The organism is Nocardioides sp. OK12 (assembly GCF_024341885.1).
Classification (GTDB): Bacteria; Actinomycetota; Actinomycetes; order Propionibacteriales; family Nocardioidaceae; genus Nocardioides; species Nocardioides marinisabuli.
Genome location: NZ_BNET01000006.1, coordinates 42,270 through 58,268, shown reverse-complemented (window position 1 = coordinate 58,268; position 15,999 = coordinate 42,270). Strand labels below are relative to the sequence as shown.

15 protein-coding genes are annotated in these 15,999 nt (G+C 73.7%); 14 read left to right on the top strand and 1 reads right to left on the bottom strand.

Going from position 1 to position 15,999, the window contains the following annotated elements:
• Positions 1 to 136 precede the first annotated feature (136 nt).
• From OCU29_RS15660 to OCU29_RS15640, 5 genes are all read left to right on the top strand, one after another.
• Positions 137 to 3,169, top strand: a complete 3,033-nt coding sequence (locus OCU29_RS15660; protein ID WP_261820644.1) for a S8 family serine peptidase — start codon at positions 137 to 139, stop codon at positions 3,167 to 3,169.
• Positions 3,170 to 3,339: 170 nt separating this feature from the next.
• Entirely contained in the window at positions 3,340 to 3,945 is a 606-nt protein-coding gene (locus OCU29_RS15655) for a PadR family transcriptional regulator (protein WP_261820643.1), read from the top strand.
• A complete protein-coding gene (locus OCU29_RS15650) occupies positions 3,942 to 4,085 on the top strand; it encodes a hypothetical protein (protein ID WP_179614722.1) in 144 nt (47 codons plus the stop codon). Before OCU29_RS15655 ends, OCU29_RS15650 begins: the two co-directional genes overlap by 4 nt.
• Complete coding sequence (locus OCU29_RS15645; RefSeq protein ID WP_179614721.1) at positions 4,082 to 4,804, top strand: ABC transporter ATP-binding protein; 723 nt, start codon at positions 4,082 to 4,084, stop codon at positions 4,802 to 4,804. The genes OCU29_RS15650 and OCU29_RS15645 overlap by 4 nt, the downstream gene beginning before the upstream one ends.
• Positions 4,801 to 7,413, top strand: coding sequence for an ABC transporter permease (locus OCU29_RS15640; protein ID WP_261820642.1), 2,613 nt, complete (start codon positions 4,801 to 4,803; stop codon positions 7,411 to 7,413). Before OCU29_RS15645 ends, OCU29_RS15640 begins: the two co-directional genes overlap by 4 nt.
• Before the next feature lie 59 nt (positions 7,414 to 7,472).
• Here OCU29_RS15640 and OCU29_RS15635 read toward each other — a convergent pair whose 3' ends face one another.
• Positions 7,473 to 7,901, bottom strand: a complete 429-nt coding sequence (locus OCU29_RS15635) for a hypothetical protein (protein WP_179614719.1) — start codon at positions 7,899 to 7,901, stop codon at positions 7,473 to 7,475.
• A gap of 112 nt (positions 7,902 to 8,013) precedes the next feature.
• Between OCU29_RS15635 and OCU29_RS15630 the strand changes: the two genes are divergently transcribed.
• From OCU29_RS15630 to OCU29_RS15590, 9 genes are all read left to right on the top strand, one after another.
• Positions 8,014 to 8,391: a helix-turn-helix transcriptional regulator gene (locus OCU29_RS15630; protein ID WP_179614718.1), complete on the top strand. Its 378-nt coding sequence runs from the start codon at positions 8,014 to 8,016 to the stop codon at positions 8,389 to 8,391.
• 5 nt (positions 8,392 to 8,396) lie between these two features.
• A complete protein-coding gene (locus OCU29_RS15625) occupies positions 8,397 to 8,885 on the top strand; it encodes an SRPBCC domain-containing protein (RefSeq protein ID WP_179614717.1) in 489 nt (162 codons plus the stop codon).
• 145 nt (positions 8,886 to 9,030) lie between these two features.
• Positions 9,031 to 9,477 (top strand): YdeI/OmpD-associated family protein, encoded by a 447-nt coding sequence (locus tag OCU29_RS15620; protein WP_179614716.1) that lies wholly within the window; start codon positions 9,031 to 9,033, stop codon positions 9,475 to 9,477.
• 137 nt (positions 9,478 to 9,614) lie between these two features.
• A complete protein-coding gene (locus OCU29_RS15615) occupies positions 9,615 to 10,250 on the top strand; it encodes a TetR/AcrR family transcriptional regulator (protein WP_261820641.1) in 636 nt (211 codons plus the stop codon).
• A complete protein-coding gene (locus OCU29_RS15610; RefSeq protein WP_261820640.1) occupies positions 10,247 to 11,047 on the top strand; it encodes a TIGR03084 family metal-binding protein in 801 nt (266 codons plus the stop codon). Before OCU29_RS15615 ends, OCU29_RS15610 begins: the two co-directional genes overlap by 4 nt.
• Positions 11,044 to 12,813: an acyclic terpene utilization AtuA family protein gene (locus OCU29_RS15605; RefSeq protein WP_261820639.1), complete on the top strand. Its 1,770-nt coding sequence runs from the start codon at positions 11,044 to 11,046 to the stop codon at positions 12,811 to 12,813. The genes OCU29_RS15610 and OCU29_RS15605 overlap by 4 nt, the downstream gene beginning before the upstream one ends.
• On the top strand, positions 12,810 to 13,955 hold the full coding sequence (locus OCU29_RS15600; RefSeq protein WP_179614712.1) for an acyl-CoA dehydrogenase family protein: 1,146 nt from the start codon (positions 12,810 to 12,812) through the stop codon (positions 13,953 to 13,955). The genes OCU29_RS15605 and OCU29_RS15600 overlap by 4 nt, the downstream gene beginning before the upstream one ends.
• Positions 13,952 to 14,434, top strand: a complete 483-nt coding sequence (locus OCU29_RS15595) for an SRPBCC family protein (RefSeq protein ID WP_218876243.1) — start codon at positions 13,952 to 13,954, stop codon at positions 14,432 to 14,434. The genes OCU29_RS15600 and OCU29_RS15595 overlap by 4 nt, the downstream gene beginning before the upstream one ends.
• A gap of 14 nt (positions 14,435 to 14,448) precedes the next feature.
• Positions 14,449 to 15,996, top strand: a complete 1,548-nt coding sequence (locus OCU29_RS15590; RefSeq protein ID WP_261820866.1) for an acyl-CoA carboxylase subunit beta — start codon at positions 14,449 to 14,451, stop codon at positions 15,994 to 15,996.
• Positions 15,997 to 15,999 lie beyond the last annotated feature (3 nt).

Here is a 15,999-nt window from a genome sequence, read left to right as displayed (position 1 = left end):
CATGCCCCGGGGGGCAAACCCTTGACCTAGAGGGGGGTGATGAATTGTGGTCTGTACCACCCTCGTGTTCACGACCGACCGTCTCGGTGTCGGCGCACGTGGGGTTCTCGGGCAGCTACAGGGAGACATCACACTCGTGCACACCACTGCAGCGAGCCGTTCCGCGCGCCAGCGCAGCATCGGCCTCATCTCCGCGGGGCTCCTCGCGGCCGGAGTCGCGGCCTCGGTGCCGGCGGCCTCCGCCGCCGACGAGACCGCCACCCCCCAGGCGCCCAGCGGCGCCGACGCCCTGACGTCGCACGACGCCGGGCGCTACGTCGTCGTGCTGCGCGAGCCCGCGGCCGCGGCGTACGCCGGCGGCGACCGCCGCTTCGCCGCGACCCGCGCCGCGGAGGGCGGCCAGTTCCGCGCCGACTCCGCCAAGGTCCGCGCATACACCGCGCACCTCGAGAGGGAGCAGGAGGCGCTCGCCGAGGAGGCCGGCGTCGAGCCGGTCCTGAGCAACACGATCGCGAGCAACTCCTTCGTGGCCGACCTCAGCGCCGAGCAGGCGCTCGAGCTGGCCGGTGACCGCCGCGTGCTGCTGGTGGAGAAGAACGTCGCGCGCGAGCTCGACACCTGGAACACCGGCGACGCCCTGGGCATGACGGGCAAGAAGGGCGCCTGGAAGCAGGAGGGCCCCCGCGGCAAGGCCGGCGACGGCGTCGTGGCCGGCGTCATCGACTCGGGCTACTGGCCCGAGTCGGCGTCGTTCTCGGGCAACGCCATCGGCGAGGAGCCCCGCACCAAGTGGGACATCTCGATGGACGCCGAGGGCAACACCCGCATGGAGAAGCTCGACGGCGGCGTCTTCACCGGCGCCTGCGAGGCCGGCGAGGAGTTCGAGGTCACCCTGTGCAACGACAAGGTGATCGGCGCGCGCTACTACTCCGACTCCTTCGAGGCCCAGATCGCCTCGGGCGCCATCGAGATGGCCGAGGACGAGTTCCTCTCCGCGCGTGACGGTGGCGGCCACGGCTCGCACACCGCCTCCACGACCGCCGGCAACATCGTGCGCGGCGTCGAGGTGGAGGGCCGCGAGTTCGGCAAGCTCTCCGGCATGGCCCCGGCCGCCAAGATCGCGGTCTACAAGGTCTGCTGGGAGGACACCGACCCCAACACGGGCGGCTGCTACACCGACGCCATCCTGGGCGCGATCGACGACGCCGTCGCTGACGGCGTCGACGTGCTGAACTTCTCGATCTCGGGCGCCACCGACACCGTGGTCGACTCCGTCGAGGTGGCCTTCGAGGGCGCGGCCGAGGCCGGCGTCTTCGTCGCGGCCTCCGCCGGCAACAGCGGCCCCGACGCCTCGACCGTGGCCCACAACAGCCCGTGGCTGACGACCGTGGCCTCGACCACCCACGTCAACTTCGAGAACACCGTCAAGCTCGGTGACGGCACCAAGCTCGTGGGTGCCTCGATCTCGGGCACCCGCCTGCCGCAGACCCCGATGATCGACTCGGTCTCCGCCGCCGGCACCGACGACCTGGCCGACGCCGCCCTGTGCGGCCCCGAGACCCTCGACCCGGCGCTGGCCGAGGGCAAGATCGTGGTCTGCGACCGCGGCGCCTACGCCCGCGTCGACAAGTCCGCCGAGGTCGCCCGTGCCGGCGGCGTCGGCATGATCATGGTCAACCCGTCCGAGAACAGCCTCGACGCCGACTTCCACTCGGTGCCGACCATCCACCTCGACGAGGTCGACGGCCCCAAGGTCTACGACTACCTCGACGAGGCCGGCGAGGACGCCACCGCGGCGTTCCTGCTCGGCAACAAGACCGACAAGGTCACCCCGCTGCCGCAGGTCTCGGGCTTCTCCTCGCGCGGCCCCGCCGTCGCCAACGAGTCCGACATCCTCAAGCCCGACATCGCCGCGCCGGGCTCGAGCGTGCTCGCCGCGGTCTCGCCGCCGACCAACGCCGGTCGTGACTACGACCTGTACTCCGGCACCTCCATGGCCGCCCCGCACGTCGCGGGCCTGGGCGCCTTCCTGATGGGCACCTACCCGACCTGGTCGCCCCAGGACGTGCAGTCGGCGATGATGACCACCGCCAACCGCACCCGCACCGCCGAGGGCAAGGGCTCCGACGACGCCCACGCCCAGGGCGCCGGCATCGTGAACCCGAAGAAGTTCTTCGACCCCGGGTGGCACATCGGCTCGAACGCCCGCGAGTGGCGCGGCTTCCTGACCGGCCAGGGCCTGCCCACCGGTGTCCCGGCGATCCCGGCCACCGAGGTCAACCTGCCCTCCATGGCGCAGGGCCAGGTCGCCGGCACCACCTCCTTCACCCGCACCATGGTCTCGACCATGGCCGGCACCTGGAAGGTGAAGGTCCGCGTCCCCGGCTTCGAGGCCTCCGTCCCCGCGACGGTCACCGCCAAGCGCAAGGGCGACATCGAGGACCTGACCATCGAGTTCACCCGCACCGACGCGCCCCTGGGCGAGTTCGCGCAGGGTGTCGTCACCCTCAAGGGCCCCACGAAGATGCGCCTGCCCGTCGCGCTGCGACCGGTCTCGGTCAAGGCACCGCTCGCGGTCGAGGGCACCGGCACCGACGGCTCGACCACGGTCGAGATCACCCCGTCGACCACCGGTGAGCTGGCCATCGGCACCGCCGGCCTCGCGAAGGGCATCTCGGCCGACGGCTCCGTCGACGAGGGTGGCGCCGTGCTGTCCGAGTGCATCGAGATCCCCGAGGGCGTCGACTTCGCCCGCTTCGACCTCGACGCGACCGACGACAGCAGCGACCTCGACCTGTACGTGTACGCCGCCGCCTCGTGCGACCCGTCGACGATCTACGCCTACGCCGGCCAGTCCGCGACCGGCTCGGCCGACGAGCGGGTCGACATCACCGCTCCCGAGGCCGGGGCGTACTACTTCGAGGTCGACGGCTACGCCGCCGGCTCCGAGGGCAGCCCGATCGCCTACGACTTCGACACCTTCCTCGTCGGCGCCGGTGCGGACCTCGGTGACCTCACCGCGGACCCCAACCCGGTCCCGACCCAGTCGCAGCAGCCCACGACGTTCGACGTGAGCTGGAGCGGCCTGGAGGAGGGCGCGGAGTACCTCGGCCTGCTGACCTACGACGGGGCGCTCGCCCCGACGGTGCTCTCGGTCTCGACCGAGTGACACGCAGCTAGCCAGCAGCACCCAGCACCACCCAGCACCACCAGGCGGCCGCCCCGGGAGACCGGGGCGGCCGTCCTGTCTTCCACGGACCTCAAGCATGGATACCGGGTATGCATACGTGGTATACATACCCGGTACGCAACGGTCGTTCGGGAGAGACGGGGCACCAGATGTCGGTCAAGCAGGCGCTGCTGGCGCTGCTGGAGCAGGAGCCGATGTACGGCTACCAGCTCCGCACGGAGTTCGAGGCCCGCACCGGGTCGGCGTGGCCCCTCAACGTCGGGCAGGTCTACACGACCCTGACCCGCCTCGAGCGCGACGGCCTGGTCGAGCCGGCCGGCAGCGACGACGAGGGCCACGAGATCTGGCGACTCACCGCCGCCGGTCACGACGAGGTCGCCGCCTGGTTCACCACCCCGGTCGCGCGCACCCAGCCGCCGCGCGACGAGCTGGCCATCAAGCTCGCCCTCGCGGTCACGGTGCCCGGCGTCGACGTCGGCACCCTGATCCAGCGCCAGCGCGGCGCGACGATGGGCGCGCTGCAGGACTACACCCGCCTCAAGCGGCAGGCCGACGGTGCCGCCGGCCGCGCCGACCTGGCCTGGAGCCTGGTGCTCGACTCGCTGGTCTTCGCCGCCGAGGCCGAGATCCGCTGGCTCGACCACTGCGAGGCCCGCGTACGCCGCGCGGCCACCCATGCCACCCAGGCCACCCAGCCCGCCCAGTCAGCGCCGGCCCCCGCGCCCGCCCGGGCGGAGCAGGAGGCCCGTCGATGAGCGGCGAGCTGCAGGCCGCCCAGGCCGCCCGCCTGCGGGCCGAGGAGCAGCGCTGGCTGGCCCAGTCGGCCGACCGGCTGCGCGAGGCCGTGGCCCGCTCGCGCGCCCGTCGCGAGACGTCCACCGGGACGAACCGGTGAGCGCGCTGCTGCGCCTGCACGGCGTGACCCGCGTCCACGGCGAGGGCGCCACCCGGGTGGAGGCGCTGCGTGGGGTCTCCTTCGCCGCCCACGCGGGCGAGCTGGTCGCGGTGATGGGCCCCAGCGGCTCCGGCAAGTCGACCCTGCTGACCATCGCCGGCGGGCTCGACCAGCCCACCGAGGGCCGGGTCGAGGTCGAGGGCACCGACCTGGTGGCCCTGCCCCAGGCCGAGCGCTCGCGGATGCGGCGCACGTCGATCGGCTACGTCTTCCAGGGCTTCAACCTGATCCCGGCGCTCACCGCCGCCGAGAACGTCTCCCTGCCCCTCGAGCTCGACGGCACCCGCTCGCGGGTCGCGCGCCGGGCCGCGCTGCGGGCGCTCGAGGAGGTGGGCATCGCCGAGCTGGCCGACCGCTTCCCCGACGACATGTCCGGCGGCCAGCAGCAGCGGGTGGCGATCGCGCGCGCCGTCGTCGGCGAGCGCCGGCTGATCCTGGCCGACGAGCCCACCGGCGCCCTCGACAGCGAGACCGGCGAGGAGGTGCTGCGCCTGCTGCGCGCGCGCTGCGACGCCGGCGCCGCGGGGGTGCTGGTCACCCACGAGGCGCGGCACGCGGCCTGGGCCGACCGGGTCGTCTTCCTGCGTGACGGCGTGGTCGTCGACGAGTCGGGCTGCGAGCCGGTCGAGTCGCTGCTCGAGACGAGCGACGCCCGGTGAACCCGCTGACCTGGCTGCGCGGCTGGCGGCTGCCGCTGCGGGTCGCCTGGCGCGACGCGCGCCGGGCCCGTGCGCGCAGCCTGCTGGTGCTGGTGATGATCGCGCTGCCGGTCGCGGCCGTCGCGATCGCCGACACCGTCTACAGCACCGCCGAGGTGTCGGGCGGGGAGGTGCTCGAGCGTCGGCTCGGCACCGCAGCGGCGCTGGTCGAGGTCCAGGACGGCGCCGGCCGCGTCTTCCAGAAGCCCGACCCCGACCAGGGCCAGGCCTACGACGGCGGGGGTGACGGCGAGCCGCTGACCCGTGCCGGGGTGCTGGAGGTGCTGGGCGGCGAGCGGACCACCAGCACGCTCCGGCAGGGCTGGGTCCAGTTCGAGACCGAGCTCGGGCTCGGCGACGCCGACGTCGTCGAGACCCGGCTCGGCGACCCCCTCACCGAGGGCCTGGTAGACCTCCTCGACGGTCGCTGGCCCACCGCGGCGACGGAGGTGGTGGTCAGCCCCGAGCTGCTCGAGCGCGGCCCCGGCGCGGCGCTGACGCTGGCCGACGGCACCGCGCTGAGCATCGTCGGCACCGCCGAGAGCACCCGCTACACCGGCCACCCGCGCGCCTTCGGGCTGCCGGGCGCCTTCGGGCTCGACGAGCGCGGCTCGACCTCCTACCTGGTCGGCGGCGCCCCGGTGGGCTGGGAGCAGGTCCTCGAGCTCAACGAGCAGGGCGCGGTCGTGCTCTCGCGCGCCGTCATGACCGACCCGCCCGCCGACGACGAGCTGCCGATGGAGGTGCAGTGGGGCTCGGCGCTGATGGAGGCCTCGGTGATCACCACGATCGTCCTGGTCGTGGTGATGGTGCTGCTCGAGGTCGTGCTGCTGGCCGGCCCGGCGTTCGCGGTCGGGGCGCGGCGCTCGGCCCGCACCCTCGCGCTGATGGCGGCCGCCGGCGGCACGCCGGCGCAGTCGCGGCGCGTGGTCCTCGCCTCCGGGGTGGTGCTGGGCGGGGTCGCCGCCGTCCTCGGCCTGGTGCTGGGGGTCCTGGGAGCCCGGGCCCTGCTGCCGCTGGTGCAGCGCTTCTCCGACACCCGCTTCGGGCCCTTCGACGTGGTCTGGAGCCACCTGCTCGCCGTCGCCGCCTTCGGCCTGGTCAGCGCGCTGCTGGCCGCGATGGTGCCGGCCTGGCTGGCCTCGCGCCAGGACGTCGTGGCGGTGCTCGGTGGGCGCCGCGGCGATGCCCGGGCCTCGCGCCGCTCCCCGCTGGTCGGCCTGGTCCTCCTCGGCGCCGGCGTCGCCGCGGCGGCGTACGGCGCGACGGCCGGGTCGGGGGACGGCGAGGTCCTGATCGCCGCCTCCGCGCTGCTCAGCGTGCTGGGCATGGTGCTGCTGGTGCCGGTCGTCGTCGTCGCCGTCGCGCGGGTCTCCGCGCGGCTGCCCCTGCCGCTGCGCTTCGCCGCCCGCGACGCCGCCCGGCACCGCAGCCGCACCGTGCCGGCCGTGGCCGCCGTCGCGGCCACCGTCGCCGGCGTCGTCGCCCTGGGGATCGCGATCACCAGCGACGAGGCGCAGAACCGCGAGGGCTACCGCGCCTCGCTGCCGATGGACGCCATGAGCGTCGTCGACTACCGACGAGACGCCGACTACGACGCGCACGCCGCCGCGGTGCGCGGTGTCGCTCCCGGCCTGGAGGTGCAGCGGCTGCGTGGCGTCGACCAGGCCACCGGGCGCTACACCGAGGTGCGCTTCCGGCGGGAGGGCGGCGAGACGGTGCTGTCGAGCTACGGCGGCGCCTTCGCGGGCAGCGTGCTGGTCGCCGAGGAGGTGCCCGGCGCGCTGACCGGGCTGTCGGACGACGACCGCGCGGCCGGCCAGGAGGCGCTCGACGCGGGCGGGGCGCTGGTCTACTCCGACGCGCCGCTCACCGACGAGCGGGCCACGGTGGTGCTCAAGGTGCACGGCCGCGACGGCCGCCGCGAGCAGGCCGTCCTGCCCGCCACCTACGTCACGGTCGACCAGGGCTACGCGCCGGTGCAGGGGGTGCTGTCGCCGGCCGCCGCCGAGCGGCTGGGGGCGCCGGTGACCGACGTCGGGCTCTACCTGCCCGGACCGGTCGGGGCCGCCCAGGAGCGCGACATCTCCGAGACCGTGCAGGGCGCGGCCGTCGAGGCCACGGTCTACGCCGAGCGCGGCTACCAGGCGCCCGACGAGACGGTGATCGTCCAGCTGGTGCTGGCCGGCCTCGGGGCGGTGCTGATGCTCGGCGGCACCCTGACCGCGACGTTCCTGGCGCTCTCCGACGCCCGGCCCGACCTGGCCACCCTCTCGGCCGTCGGGGCCGCGCCCCGCACCCGCCGCGGCGTGGCGGCGGCGTACGCGCTGGTCGTGGGGCTGGTTGGCGCGGTCCTCGGCGCCCTCGTGGGGGCGGTGCCCGGTGTGGCCATCACCTACCCGCTCACCGCGCCGTACGGGTTCGGGGACGCCGTGGACGTGCCCAGCCACTACCTCGACGTGCCGTGGCTGATGGTCGTCGGCGTCGTGGTCGGGCTGCCGCTGCTGACCTCGGCCGTCGTCGGCCTCACCGCCCGCTCGCGGCTGCCCCTGGTCGCCCGCCTCGACTGACCCGGCGCAGATCTCGCGCTGACCCGGCGCAGATCTCGCGCTGACCCGGCGCGAACCGGCTAGTGGCTCAGCCAGGTCTGCTCGCCGGAGCACTCCGGGGGCAGCGGGAGGCCACCCACCTCGTCGCCGGCGACGGTGCCCCCAGCGAGGCTGACCGTGTCGCCGATGGCGTAGCGGCCCTCGTCGGGCACCTCGATCGTGAGGGGGGCGTCGTCCACGACCTCGGTCCCGTGCGGCCAGACGACGGCCATCGCGTCGCCCACCTCGTCCGGCTCGATCCCGAGGCAGCCGCCCACGTCGGCCAGCCGTCCCGTCAGGAGGGCGGCCATGCCCTCGCTGGTGCGCTCTCCCACCAGCACCCGCACCCCCGCGGCGGTGACGGTCTCGGCCTCGCCACCGCAGGCCGCGGTGAGCAGCGACGCCGCCGCCAGCAGGGCGGCCAGCGCAGGCCGACCTCGGAGGTCGGACCGGTCGCGGAGGACGGGCACGTCAGCAGTCTGCCGCACACGGGCTCCGGCCGTGGCCGGTGTGGGCGGCGTGCGGAGGAAAGGCGGCCGGGACCCTTGACAACGTACAACCAGTTGGTTGTATGTTGGGCCCATGGACGGAGAGGACAGGGTGGACGCCTGGTTCCACGCGCTGTCCGACCGCACGCGGCGCGACATCCTGCGCCGGGTGCTGGCCGGTGAGCACTCCGTCTCGACGCTCGCGGCGTCGTACGACATGAGCTTCGCCGCGGTGCAGAAGCACGTCGCCGTGCTGGAGAGGGCCGGCCTGCTGACCAAGCGTCGGCAGGGCCGCGAAGCCCTCGCCAGCGGTGACGTCGCAGCGGTGCGGTCGGTGGGCGCGATGCTCACCGAGCTGGAGTCCCTCTGGCGTGGCCGCATCTCCCGGATCGACGAGCTCATCGCCGAGCCCGACCCCGAGCCCGACCTCAGCGCCGACCAGGCGCCCCCACCACCCGAGCAGAAGGACTGAGCACCATGCCCGTCACCGACGTCACCCACGACCTCGACGCCCGCACCCTGACCATCGTCGCCGACTTCCCGGCGCCGCCGAAGCGGATCTGGGAGGTGTACGCCGACCCGCGCCAGCTGGAGCGGGTCTGGGGGCCGCCGACCCACCCGGCCACCTTCGTCGACCACGACCTCGCCCCCGGCGGGCGGATGAACTACTACATGACCAGCCCCGAGGGGGAGCGCTACTACGGCTTCTGGGAGGTCCGCAGCGTCGACGAGCCCAGCGGCTTCAGCTTCGACGACGGGTTCGCGCTCGACGAGCAGTTCACCAAGAACCCCGACCTGCCGGTCAGCACCAACGTCTTCTCCTTCGCCGAGCACGACGGCGGCACCCGGGCGACGTACGTCAGCACCTACGCCAGCGCCGAGGCGCTGCAGGCCGTCCTCGACATGGGTGTCGTCGAGGGAGCCTCCGCGGCCATCAACCAGATCGACGAGCTGGTCGCCGAGTGAGGCGCGGCCGCGCGGGGCAGCCGCGCCGAATCGCGGCCCCCACGGGTGTCGCGGATGAGGCGCTCGACGTGGTGCCAGGCCCTAGCGTGTGGTCCATGTCCCCGAGGCGGAGGTACGAGAGTTGAGATCTGACGAGCCCAGCCGTGTGTGCTTCGAGACCACGCTGACGGCGTTCGGGAACAACACGGGGATCGTGGTCCCTGAGGAAGTCATCGCGCAGCTGGGCGCGGGGAGGCGTCCGCCGGTCGAGGTGGACGTCAACGGGTACGAGTACCGGAGCACGGTGGCCGTGATGCGCGGTCAGTACCTCATCAGCCTCAGTGCCGCGGTGCGCGCAGCCACTGGACTGGCTGGCGGTGATCAGATCCGCGTGGCTCTGACGGTGGCGGACTCGCCGCGCACCGTCGACGTGCCTGTCGACTTCGCTGCCGCGCTGGACGCGGACGGCGCGGCACGAGGGTTCTTCGACGACCTGTCCAACAGCCTCCAGCGCTACCACGTGGACAACATCAATGCTGCCAAATCCCCGGACACGCGCCAGAGGCGGATCGACAAGGCTGTGTCCCTCTTCCTGGACGGGAAGCGTCGATAGGGAGTCGGCGGCGTCGCCGCACGGCGACGGATCGACCATCCGGTGGTCCTGACGAACCGCACGCGACACGCCGACGCCCGCGTGCGGGGCGCCAGGATGACGGCGTGGCAACAAAAGTCAGTCTTGACTGTTTGTTGATGAGCGGCCAGGCTGTGCCCGTGACCAGCGCCACCACCCGAGTGCCCCAGGGCGAGCGCACCCGGCTGATGCGGGCGCGGCTCCTCGACGCCACCGTCGAGCTGCTGGTCGAGCGCGGCTTCGCGGGCACCACCACGACGTTGGTCAGCGAGCGGGCCGGGGTCAGCCGCGGGGCCCAGCTGCACCACTTCCCGACCAAGAACGACCTGGTCGTCGCCGCCGTGGAGCACCTCACCGCGACGCGCGTCGCCGAGCTGGACGCCGCCGCCGCGGCGCTGCCGCCCGACGTGCCGCGTACCCGCGGGGTGCTGCAGGTGCTCGCCGACCACTTCACCTCGCCGGTCTTCGTCGCCGCCCTCGAGCTGTGGGTGGCTGCCCGCACCGACCCCGGGCTGCATGCCTCGGTCGGTCCGCTCGAGCAGAAGGTCGGCCGCGAGACCCACCGCCTGACCGTCGAGCTGCTCGACGCCGACGAGTCCGTCGAGGGCGTGCGCGAGCTGGTGCAGGCCACCCTCGACCTGGCCCGCGGCCTCGGCCTGGCCAACACCGTCACCGACGACGCCGCCCGCCGCGACCGGATTCTCGACCGCTGGGCCGACACGCTCGACACCACCCTCACGAGGAGAACGCGATGAGTGACCTGCTCGAGGCCCTGCTGGGCGACCTGCGCGCGGAGGGCGACCAGCTCTGGTCGACCGTCGCCGGGCTCGACGCCGACGGCTGGGCCACGCCCACGCCCGCCCCCGGCTGGAGCGTGGCCACCCAGGTCGCCCACCTCGCCTGGACCGACGAGGTCGCCGCGCTCGCCGCCCGCAGCCACACCCCCGAGGGCAAGGCCGCCTGGGACGAGGTCGTCCTCGCCGCGATGGCCGACCCCACCGGCTTCGTCGACACCGCCGCCCTCGAGGTGGCCCGGCTGGCCCCCGAGGCGCTGCTCGCGCGCTGGGGCAAGGCCCGCGACGAGCTGACCACCGCGCTGCGCGAGGTGCCGGCCGGGCAGAAGATGCCCTGGTTCGGCCCGCCGATGTCGCCGACCTCGATGGGCACCGCCCGCTTCATGGAGACCTGGGCGCACGCGCTCGACGTGTACGACGCCCTCGGCGTGCGGCACGAGCCCACCGACCGCGTCCGCCACGTCGCCCACCTGGGCGTGCGCACCCGCGACTTCGCCTACTCGGTGCACGAGCAGCAGCCGCCCGCCGAGCAGTTCCGCGTGCAGCTGGTCTCCCCCTCGGGCGAGACCTGGGCCTGGGGGCCGGAGGACGCCGCCCAGACGGTGACCGGGTCGGCGTACGACTTCTGCCTGCTGGTCACCCAGCGCGTGCACCGCGACGACACCGACCTGGTCGCCACCGGCGAGGCCGCCGCGCACTGGCTCACCATCGCCCAGGCCTTCGCCGGGCCCGCCGGCCCCGGGCGGGAGCAGCGATGACCGGCACCCACGCGCCGACGCTGCTGGTCGGCAACTGCTCGGGCTTCTACGGCGACCGCATGTCGGCGATGCGCGAGATGCTCGAGGGGGCCCTCGAGGACGGCCGCACCCTCGACGTGCTCACCGGCGACTACCTCGCCGAGCTCACCATGCTGATCCTCGGCAAGGACACGATGCGCGACGCCTCGCTGGGCTACGCGCGCACCCACCTGCGCCAGCTCGAGGACTGCCTGGGTCTCGCGCTCGAGCGCGGCACCCGGATCGTCTCCAACGCCGGTGGGCTCAACCCCGCCGGGCTCGCCGAGCGCGTCCGCGAGGTCGCGAAGGGCCTCGGCCTCGACGTCGCCGTGGCCCACGTCGAGGGCGACGACCTGCGCGCCCGCGCCGCCGACCTCGGCCTCGACGGCGCGCTGACCGCCAACGCCTACCTCGGCGGCTTCGGCATCGCCCGCGCGCTCACCGCCGGCGCCGACGTGGTGGTCACCGGCCGCGTGACCGACGCCTCCCTGGTCGTCGGCCCCGCCGTCGCCCACTTCGGCTGGAGCGCCGACCAGCACGACGAGCTCGCCGGCGCCGTGGTCGCCGGGCACGTCCTCGAGTGCGGCACCCAGGCCACCGGCGGCAACTTCAGCGGATTCCGCAGCCTGGCCGCCGCCGGCGTCGACCTCTCGGTGCCGCTGGGCTTCCCGGTCGCCGAGATCGAGGCCGACGGCTCCTCCACCATCACCAAGCAGGCCGGCACCGGCGGCGCGGTCACCGTCGACACCGTCACCGCCCAGCTGGTCTACGAGATCCAGTCCACCCGCTACCTGGGCCCCGACGTCACCACGCACCTCGACACCGTCCGCCTCGAACAGGTCGGCCCCGACCGCGTGCGCGTCAGCGACGTGGTCGGCGAGGCCCCGCCCGAGCGGCTCAAGGTCTGCGTCAACGAGCTCGGCGGCTGGCGCAACAGCATCGAGCTGGTGCTCACCGGCCTCGACATCGAGGCCAAGGCCGACTGGGTGCGCGAGCAGCTCGCGCCGCGCCTGACCGCCCAGGAGGTGACCTGGACCCGGCCGACCCCGCCCGCCGCCGACGCCGACACCGAGGAGGGCGCGTCGGTGCTGCTGCGCTGCACCGTCACCGACCCCGAGCAGGGCCCGGTCGCCAAGGCGTTCACGGGCCCGGCTGTCGAGCTCGCGCTCGGGTCCTACCCCGGCTTCACGATGACCGGCCCGCCCGGCGCCCCCACGCCGTACGGCGTCTACCGCGCGGCCTACGTCGACCGCTCGGCCGTCGAGCACGTCGTGGTGCTGCCCGACGGCACCCGCGAGGTGGTGCCCGACCCGACGGCGTACGCCGAGGCCGACCACACGCTGGGCCTGCGCCCCTCGCCGTACCCCGCCCCCGCCGACACCCTCAACCGCCGGCTCCCGCTGGGCACCTTCGTGCACGCCCGCTCCGGCGACAAGGGCGGCGACGCCAACCTCGGGCTGTGGGTCTCCCACGACGGCCCGCCCGACAAGTACGCCGCCCGCGTGACGTGGCTGGCCAAGATCATCAGCCCGCGCAAGGTCCGCGAGCTGCTGCCCGAGACCGCGGCGCTGCCTGACGACGCGATCGAGGTGCACGTGCTGCCCAACCTCGGCGCGGTCAACGTCGTCATCAAGGGCCTGCTCGGGCGCGGCGTGGCCGCCTCGACCCGCTTCGACCCGCAGGCCAAGGGCCTGGGGGAGTGGGCGCGCTCGCGGTCGGTGCACATCCAGGAAGGGCTGCTGACATGAGCGAGATCCGCGAGCTCGGCGCCGAGTTCGCCCGCCGCGAGGTCGTCGACCACCTGCAGGAGTGGGAGGACGCCGGCAGCATCCCGCGCGAGCTGCACGCCGCGGCCGCGAAGCAGGGCCTGCTCGGCCTCGCGTTCCCCACCGACGTCGGCGGCGAGGGCGGCTCGATGCTCGACTCCGTCGACCTGCAGGAGGGCATGCTGTCGGCCGGTGCCTCCAGCGGCCTGCTCGCGGGGCTGCTGACCAGCGGCATCGCGCTGCCGCACATGGTCGCGGCCGCCGGTCGCGGCGAGGCCGGCGCCGACGCGCTGGTCGACCGGTTCGTGCGGCCCACCCTGGCCGGCGAGACGATCGGCTCGTTGGCGATCACCGAGCCCGGCGGCGGCTCCGACGTCGCCGGCCTGCGCACCACCGCCGTCCGCGACGGCGACCACTACGTCGTCAACGGCGCCAAGACCTTCATCACCTCCGGTGTGCGCGCCGACTTCGTGACCACCGCGGTGCGCACCGGCGAGGCCGGCCACGCCGGCGTCAGCCTGCTCGTCGTCGAGCGCGGCACGCCCGGCTTCACCGTCGACCGCTCGCTGCGCAAGATGGGCTGGCACTGCTCCGACACCGCCGAGCTGTCGTACGTCGACGTGCGGGTGCCGGTGGGCAACCTCGTCGGCGCCGAGGGGTCGGGCTTCTACCAGATCGCCGAGCAGTTCGTCTCCGAGCGGATCGCCCTCGCGGTGCACGCCTACGGCATCGCCGCGCGCAGCCTCGAGCTGACCGCCGCGTACTGCCACGAGCGCGACACCTTCGGCAGGCCGCTGGTGGCCAACCAGGTGGTGCGCCACAAGCTGGTCGAGATGCACCGCCAGGTCGAGGTGGCGCGCACCTACACCCGCGCGGTCGTCGAGCGCGGCGCGACCGTCGCCGAGGCCTGCCTGGCCAAGCAGACCGCCTGCGACGCGGCGACGTACGTCTGCGACCAGGCGGTGCAGCTGCACGGCGGCACCGGCTACATGCACGGCACCGAGGTGGAGCGACACTACCGCGACGCCCGCATCCTGCCCATCGGCGGCGGCGCGACCGAGGTCCTCACCGACCTCGCGGCCAAGCTGCTGGGCTACGCACCCACGAGAGGCGAGAGCCGATGATCCTGGACCGACTCGTGCCCCCGATGACCGGTGAGGTCACGGTGGCCATGGACGCCCCGCCCGAGGAGGTGTGGGCGCTGGTCAGCGACGTGACGCGGATCGGGGAGTTCTCGCCCGAGACCTTCGAGGCGCGCTGGACGCGCGGCTCCACCGGCCCCGAGGTCGGCGCGAGCTTCAAGGGCCACGTCAAGCGCAACGGCGTCGGGCCGACGTACTGGTCGCCCTGCCAGGTGACGGCCTGCGAGGAGCCGCGGCTCTTCGAGTTCAGCGTCGGCACCGACGACGTGACGGTCAACAACTGGGGCTACCGGATCGAGCCCGACGGGGCCGGGGGCTCCCGGGTCACCGAGTACTTCCGGCTCGAGGCGGCGCTGCCTTTCCGCCTGTACTGGCTGCTGCTGGGCCGGCTGCGCGGGAGGACGAACGAGAAAGGGATGCGGACCACGTTGGAGCGGATGAAGCAGGTGGTGGAGTCGTGAGCAACCGCGAGGCGATGCTCGAGAAGCTGTCGGCGCTGCACGAGGACCAGGCCAAGGCCGTCGCCGGCGGCGGCGAGCGCTCGGTGGCCCGCCACCACGGCCGCGGCAAGCTGCTGCCGCGCGAGCGCATCGAGCTGCTCGTCGACGAGGGCTCGGCCTTCCTCGAGCTCTCGCCGCTGGCCGGCTGGGGCTCCGACTTCACCGTCGGCGCCTCCGTGGTCACCGGCATCGGCGTCGTCGAGGGCGTCGAGTGCGTGATCACCGCCAACGACCCCACCGTCAAGGGCGGCGCGAGCAACCCGTGGACGGTCAAGAAGATCTTCCGGGCAGCCCAGATCGCCGAGGAGAACGGCCTGCCGACGGTCTCGCTCGTGGAGTCGGGAGGAGCCGACCTGCCCACGCAGAAGGAGATCTTCATCCCCGGCGGCAAGCTCTTCCGCGACCTGACCCGCGCGAGCGCGCGCAAGCAGCCCACCATCGCGCTGGTCTTCGGCAACTCCACCGCCGGCGGCGCCTACGTGCCCGGCATGAGCGACTACACCGTGATGGTCAAGGAGCAGGCCAAGGTCTTCCTCGGCGGCCCGCCGCTGGTGAAGATGGCCACCGGCGAGGAGTCCGACGACGAGTCGCTGGGCGGCGCCGAGATGCACGCGCGCACCTCCGGGCTGGCCGACTACCTCGCCGAGGACGAGCGCGACGCCATCCGGATCGGGCGGCGGATCGTGGCCCGGCTGGGGCGCCGGCCCCGGCCCGCGCCGGCGGCGTACGCCGAGCCGGACGCCGACCCCGAGGAGCTGCTCGACCTGGTGCCGGCCGACCTGAAGGAGCCCTTCGACCCGCGCGAGGTGATCGCGCGGTTCTGCGACGGCGTGGGCCCGGGCAACGCGGTGGTCTTCGACGAGTTCAAGCCGCTCTACGGCACCTCGCTGGTCACCGGTTGGGCGCGCCTGCACGGGCGCCCGATCGGCGTCCTGGCCAACGCCCAGGGCGTGCTGTTCAGCCAGGAGGCCCAGAAGGCGGCGCAGTTCGTGCAGCTGGCCAACCAGTCCGACACGCCGCTGCTGTTCCTGCACAACACCACCGGCTACATGGTCGGCAAGGAGTACGAGCAGGGCGGCATCATCAAGCACGGCGCGATGATGATCAACGCGATCAGCAACTCCTCGGTGCCGCACCTGACCGTGGTGCTCGGCGCGTCGTACGGCGCCGGCAACTACGGCATGAACGGGCGCGCCTACGACCCGCGCTTCCTCTTCACCTGGCCCTCGTCGAAGTCGGCGGTGATGGGCCCGGCCCAGCTCGCCGGGGTGCTCGAGATCGTGGCCCAGCAGTCGGCGGAGTCGAAGGGCGAGGTGTTCGACGCCGAGGGCTTCGCGGCCGTGAAGCAGATGGTGGAGGCCTCGGTCGAGGAGCAGTCGCTGCCGCACTTCCTCTCCGGGATGCTCTACGACGACGGGGTCATCGACCCCCGCGACACCCGCACCGTCCTGGGCATCTGCCTGTCCGTGATCGAGAACCAGCCCTGGACCGGCGCCGCCGGCTACGGCGTCTTCAGGATGTGAGCG

Coding starts and splice junctions, on each gene's coding strand:
- OCU29_RS15630 (WP_179614718.1), top strand. CDS start 8,014: ATGGACGGAGAGGACAGGGTGGACGCCTGGTTCCACGCGCTGTCCGAC.
- OCU29_RS15610 (WP_261820640.1), top strand. CDS start 10,247: ATGAGTGACCTGCTCGAGGCCCTGCTGGGCGACCTGCGCGCGGAGGGC.
- OCU29_RS15655 (WP_261820643.1), top strand. CDS start 3,340: ATGTCGGTCAAGCAGGCGCTGCTGGCGCTGCTGGAGCAGGAGCCGATG.
- OCU29_RS15590 (WP_261820866.1), top strand. CDS start 14,449: ATGCTCGAGAAGCTGTCGGCGCTGCACGAGGACCAGGCCAAGGCCGTC.
- OCU29_RS15595 (WP_218876243.1), top strand. CDS start 13,952: ATGATCCTGGACCGACTCGTGCCCCCGATGACCGGTGAGGTCACGGTG.
- OCU29_RS15605 (WP_261820639.1), top strand. CDS start 11,044: ATGACCGGCACCCACGCGCCGACGCTGCTGGTCGGCAACTGCTCGGGC.
- OCU29_RS15650 (WP_179614722.1), top strand. CDS start 3,942: ATGAGCGGCGAGCTGCAGGCCGCCCAGGCCGCCCGCCTGCGGGCCGAG.
- OCU29_RS15615 (WP_261820641.1), top strand. CDS start 9,615: ATGAGCGGCCAGGCTGTGCCCGTGACCAGCGCCACCACCCGAGTGCCC.
- OCU29_RS15625 (WP_179614717.1), top strand. CDS start 8,397: ATGCCCGTCACCGACGTCACCCACGACCTCGACGCCCGCACCCTGACC.
- OCU29_RS15600 (WP_179614712.1), top strand. CDS start 12,810: ATGAGCGAGATCCGCGAGCTCGGCGCCGAGTTCGCCCGCCGCGAGGTC.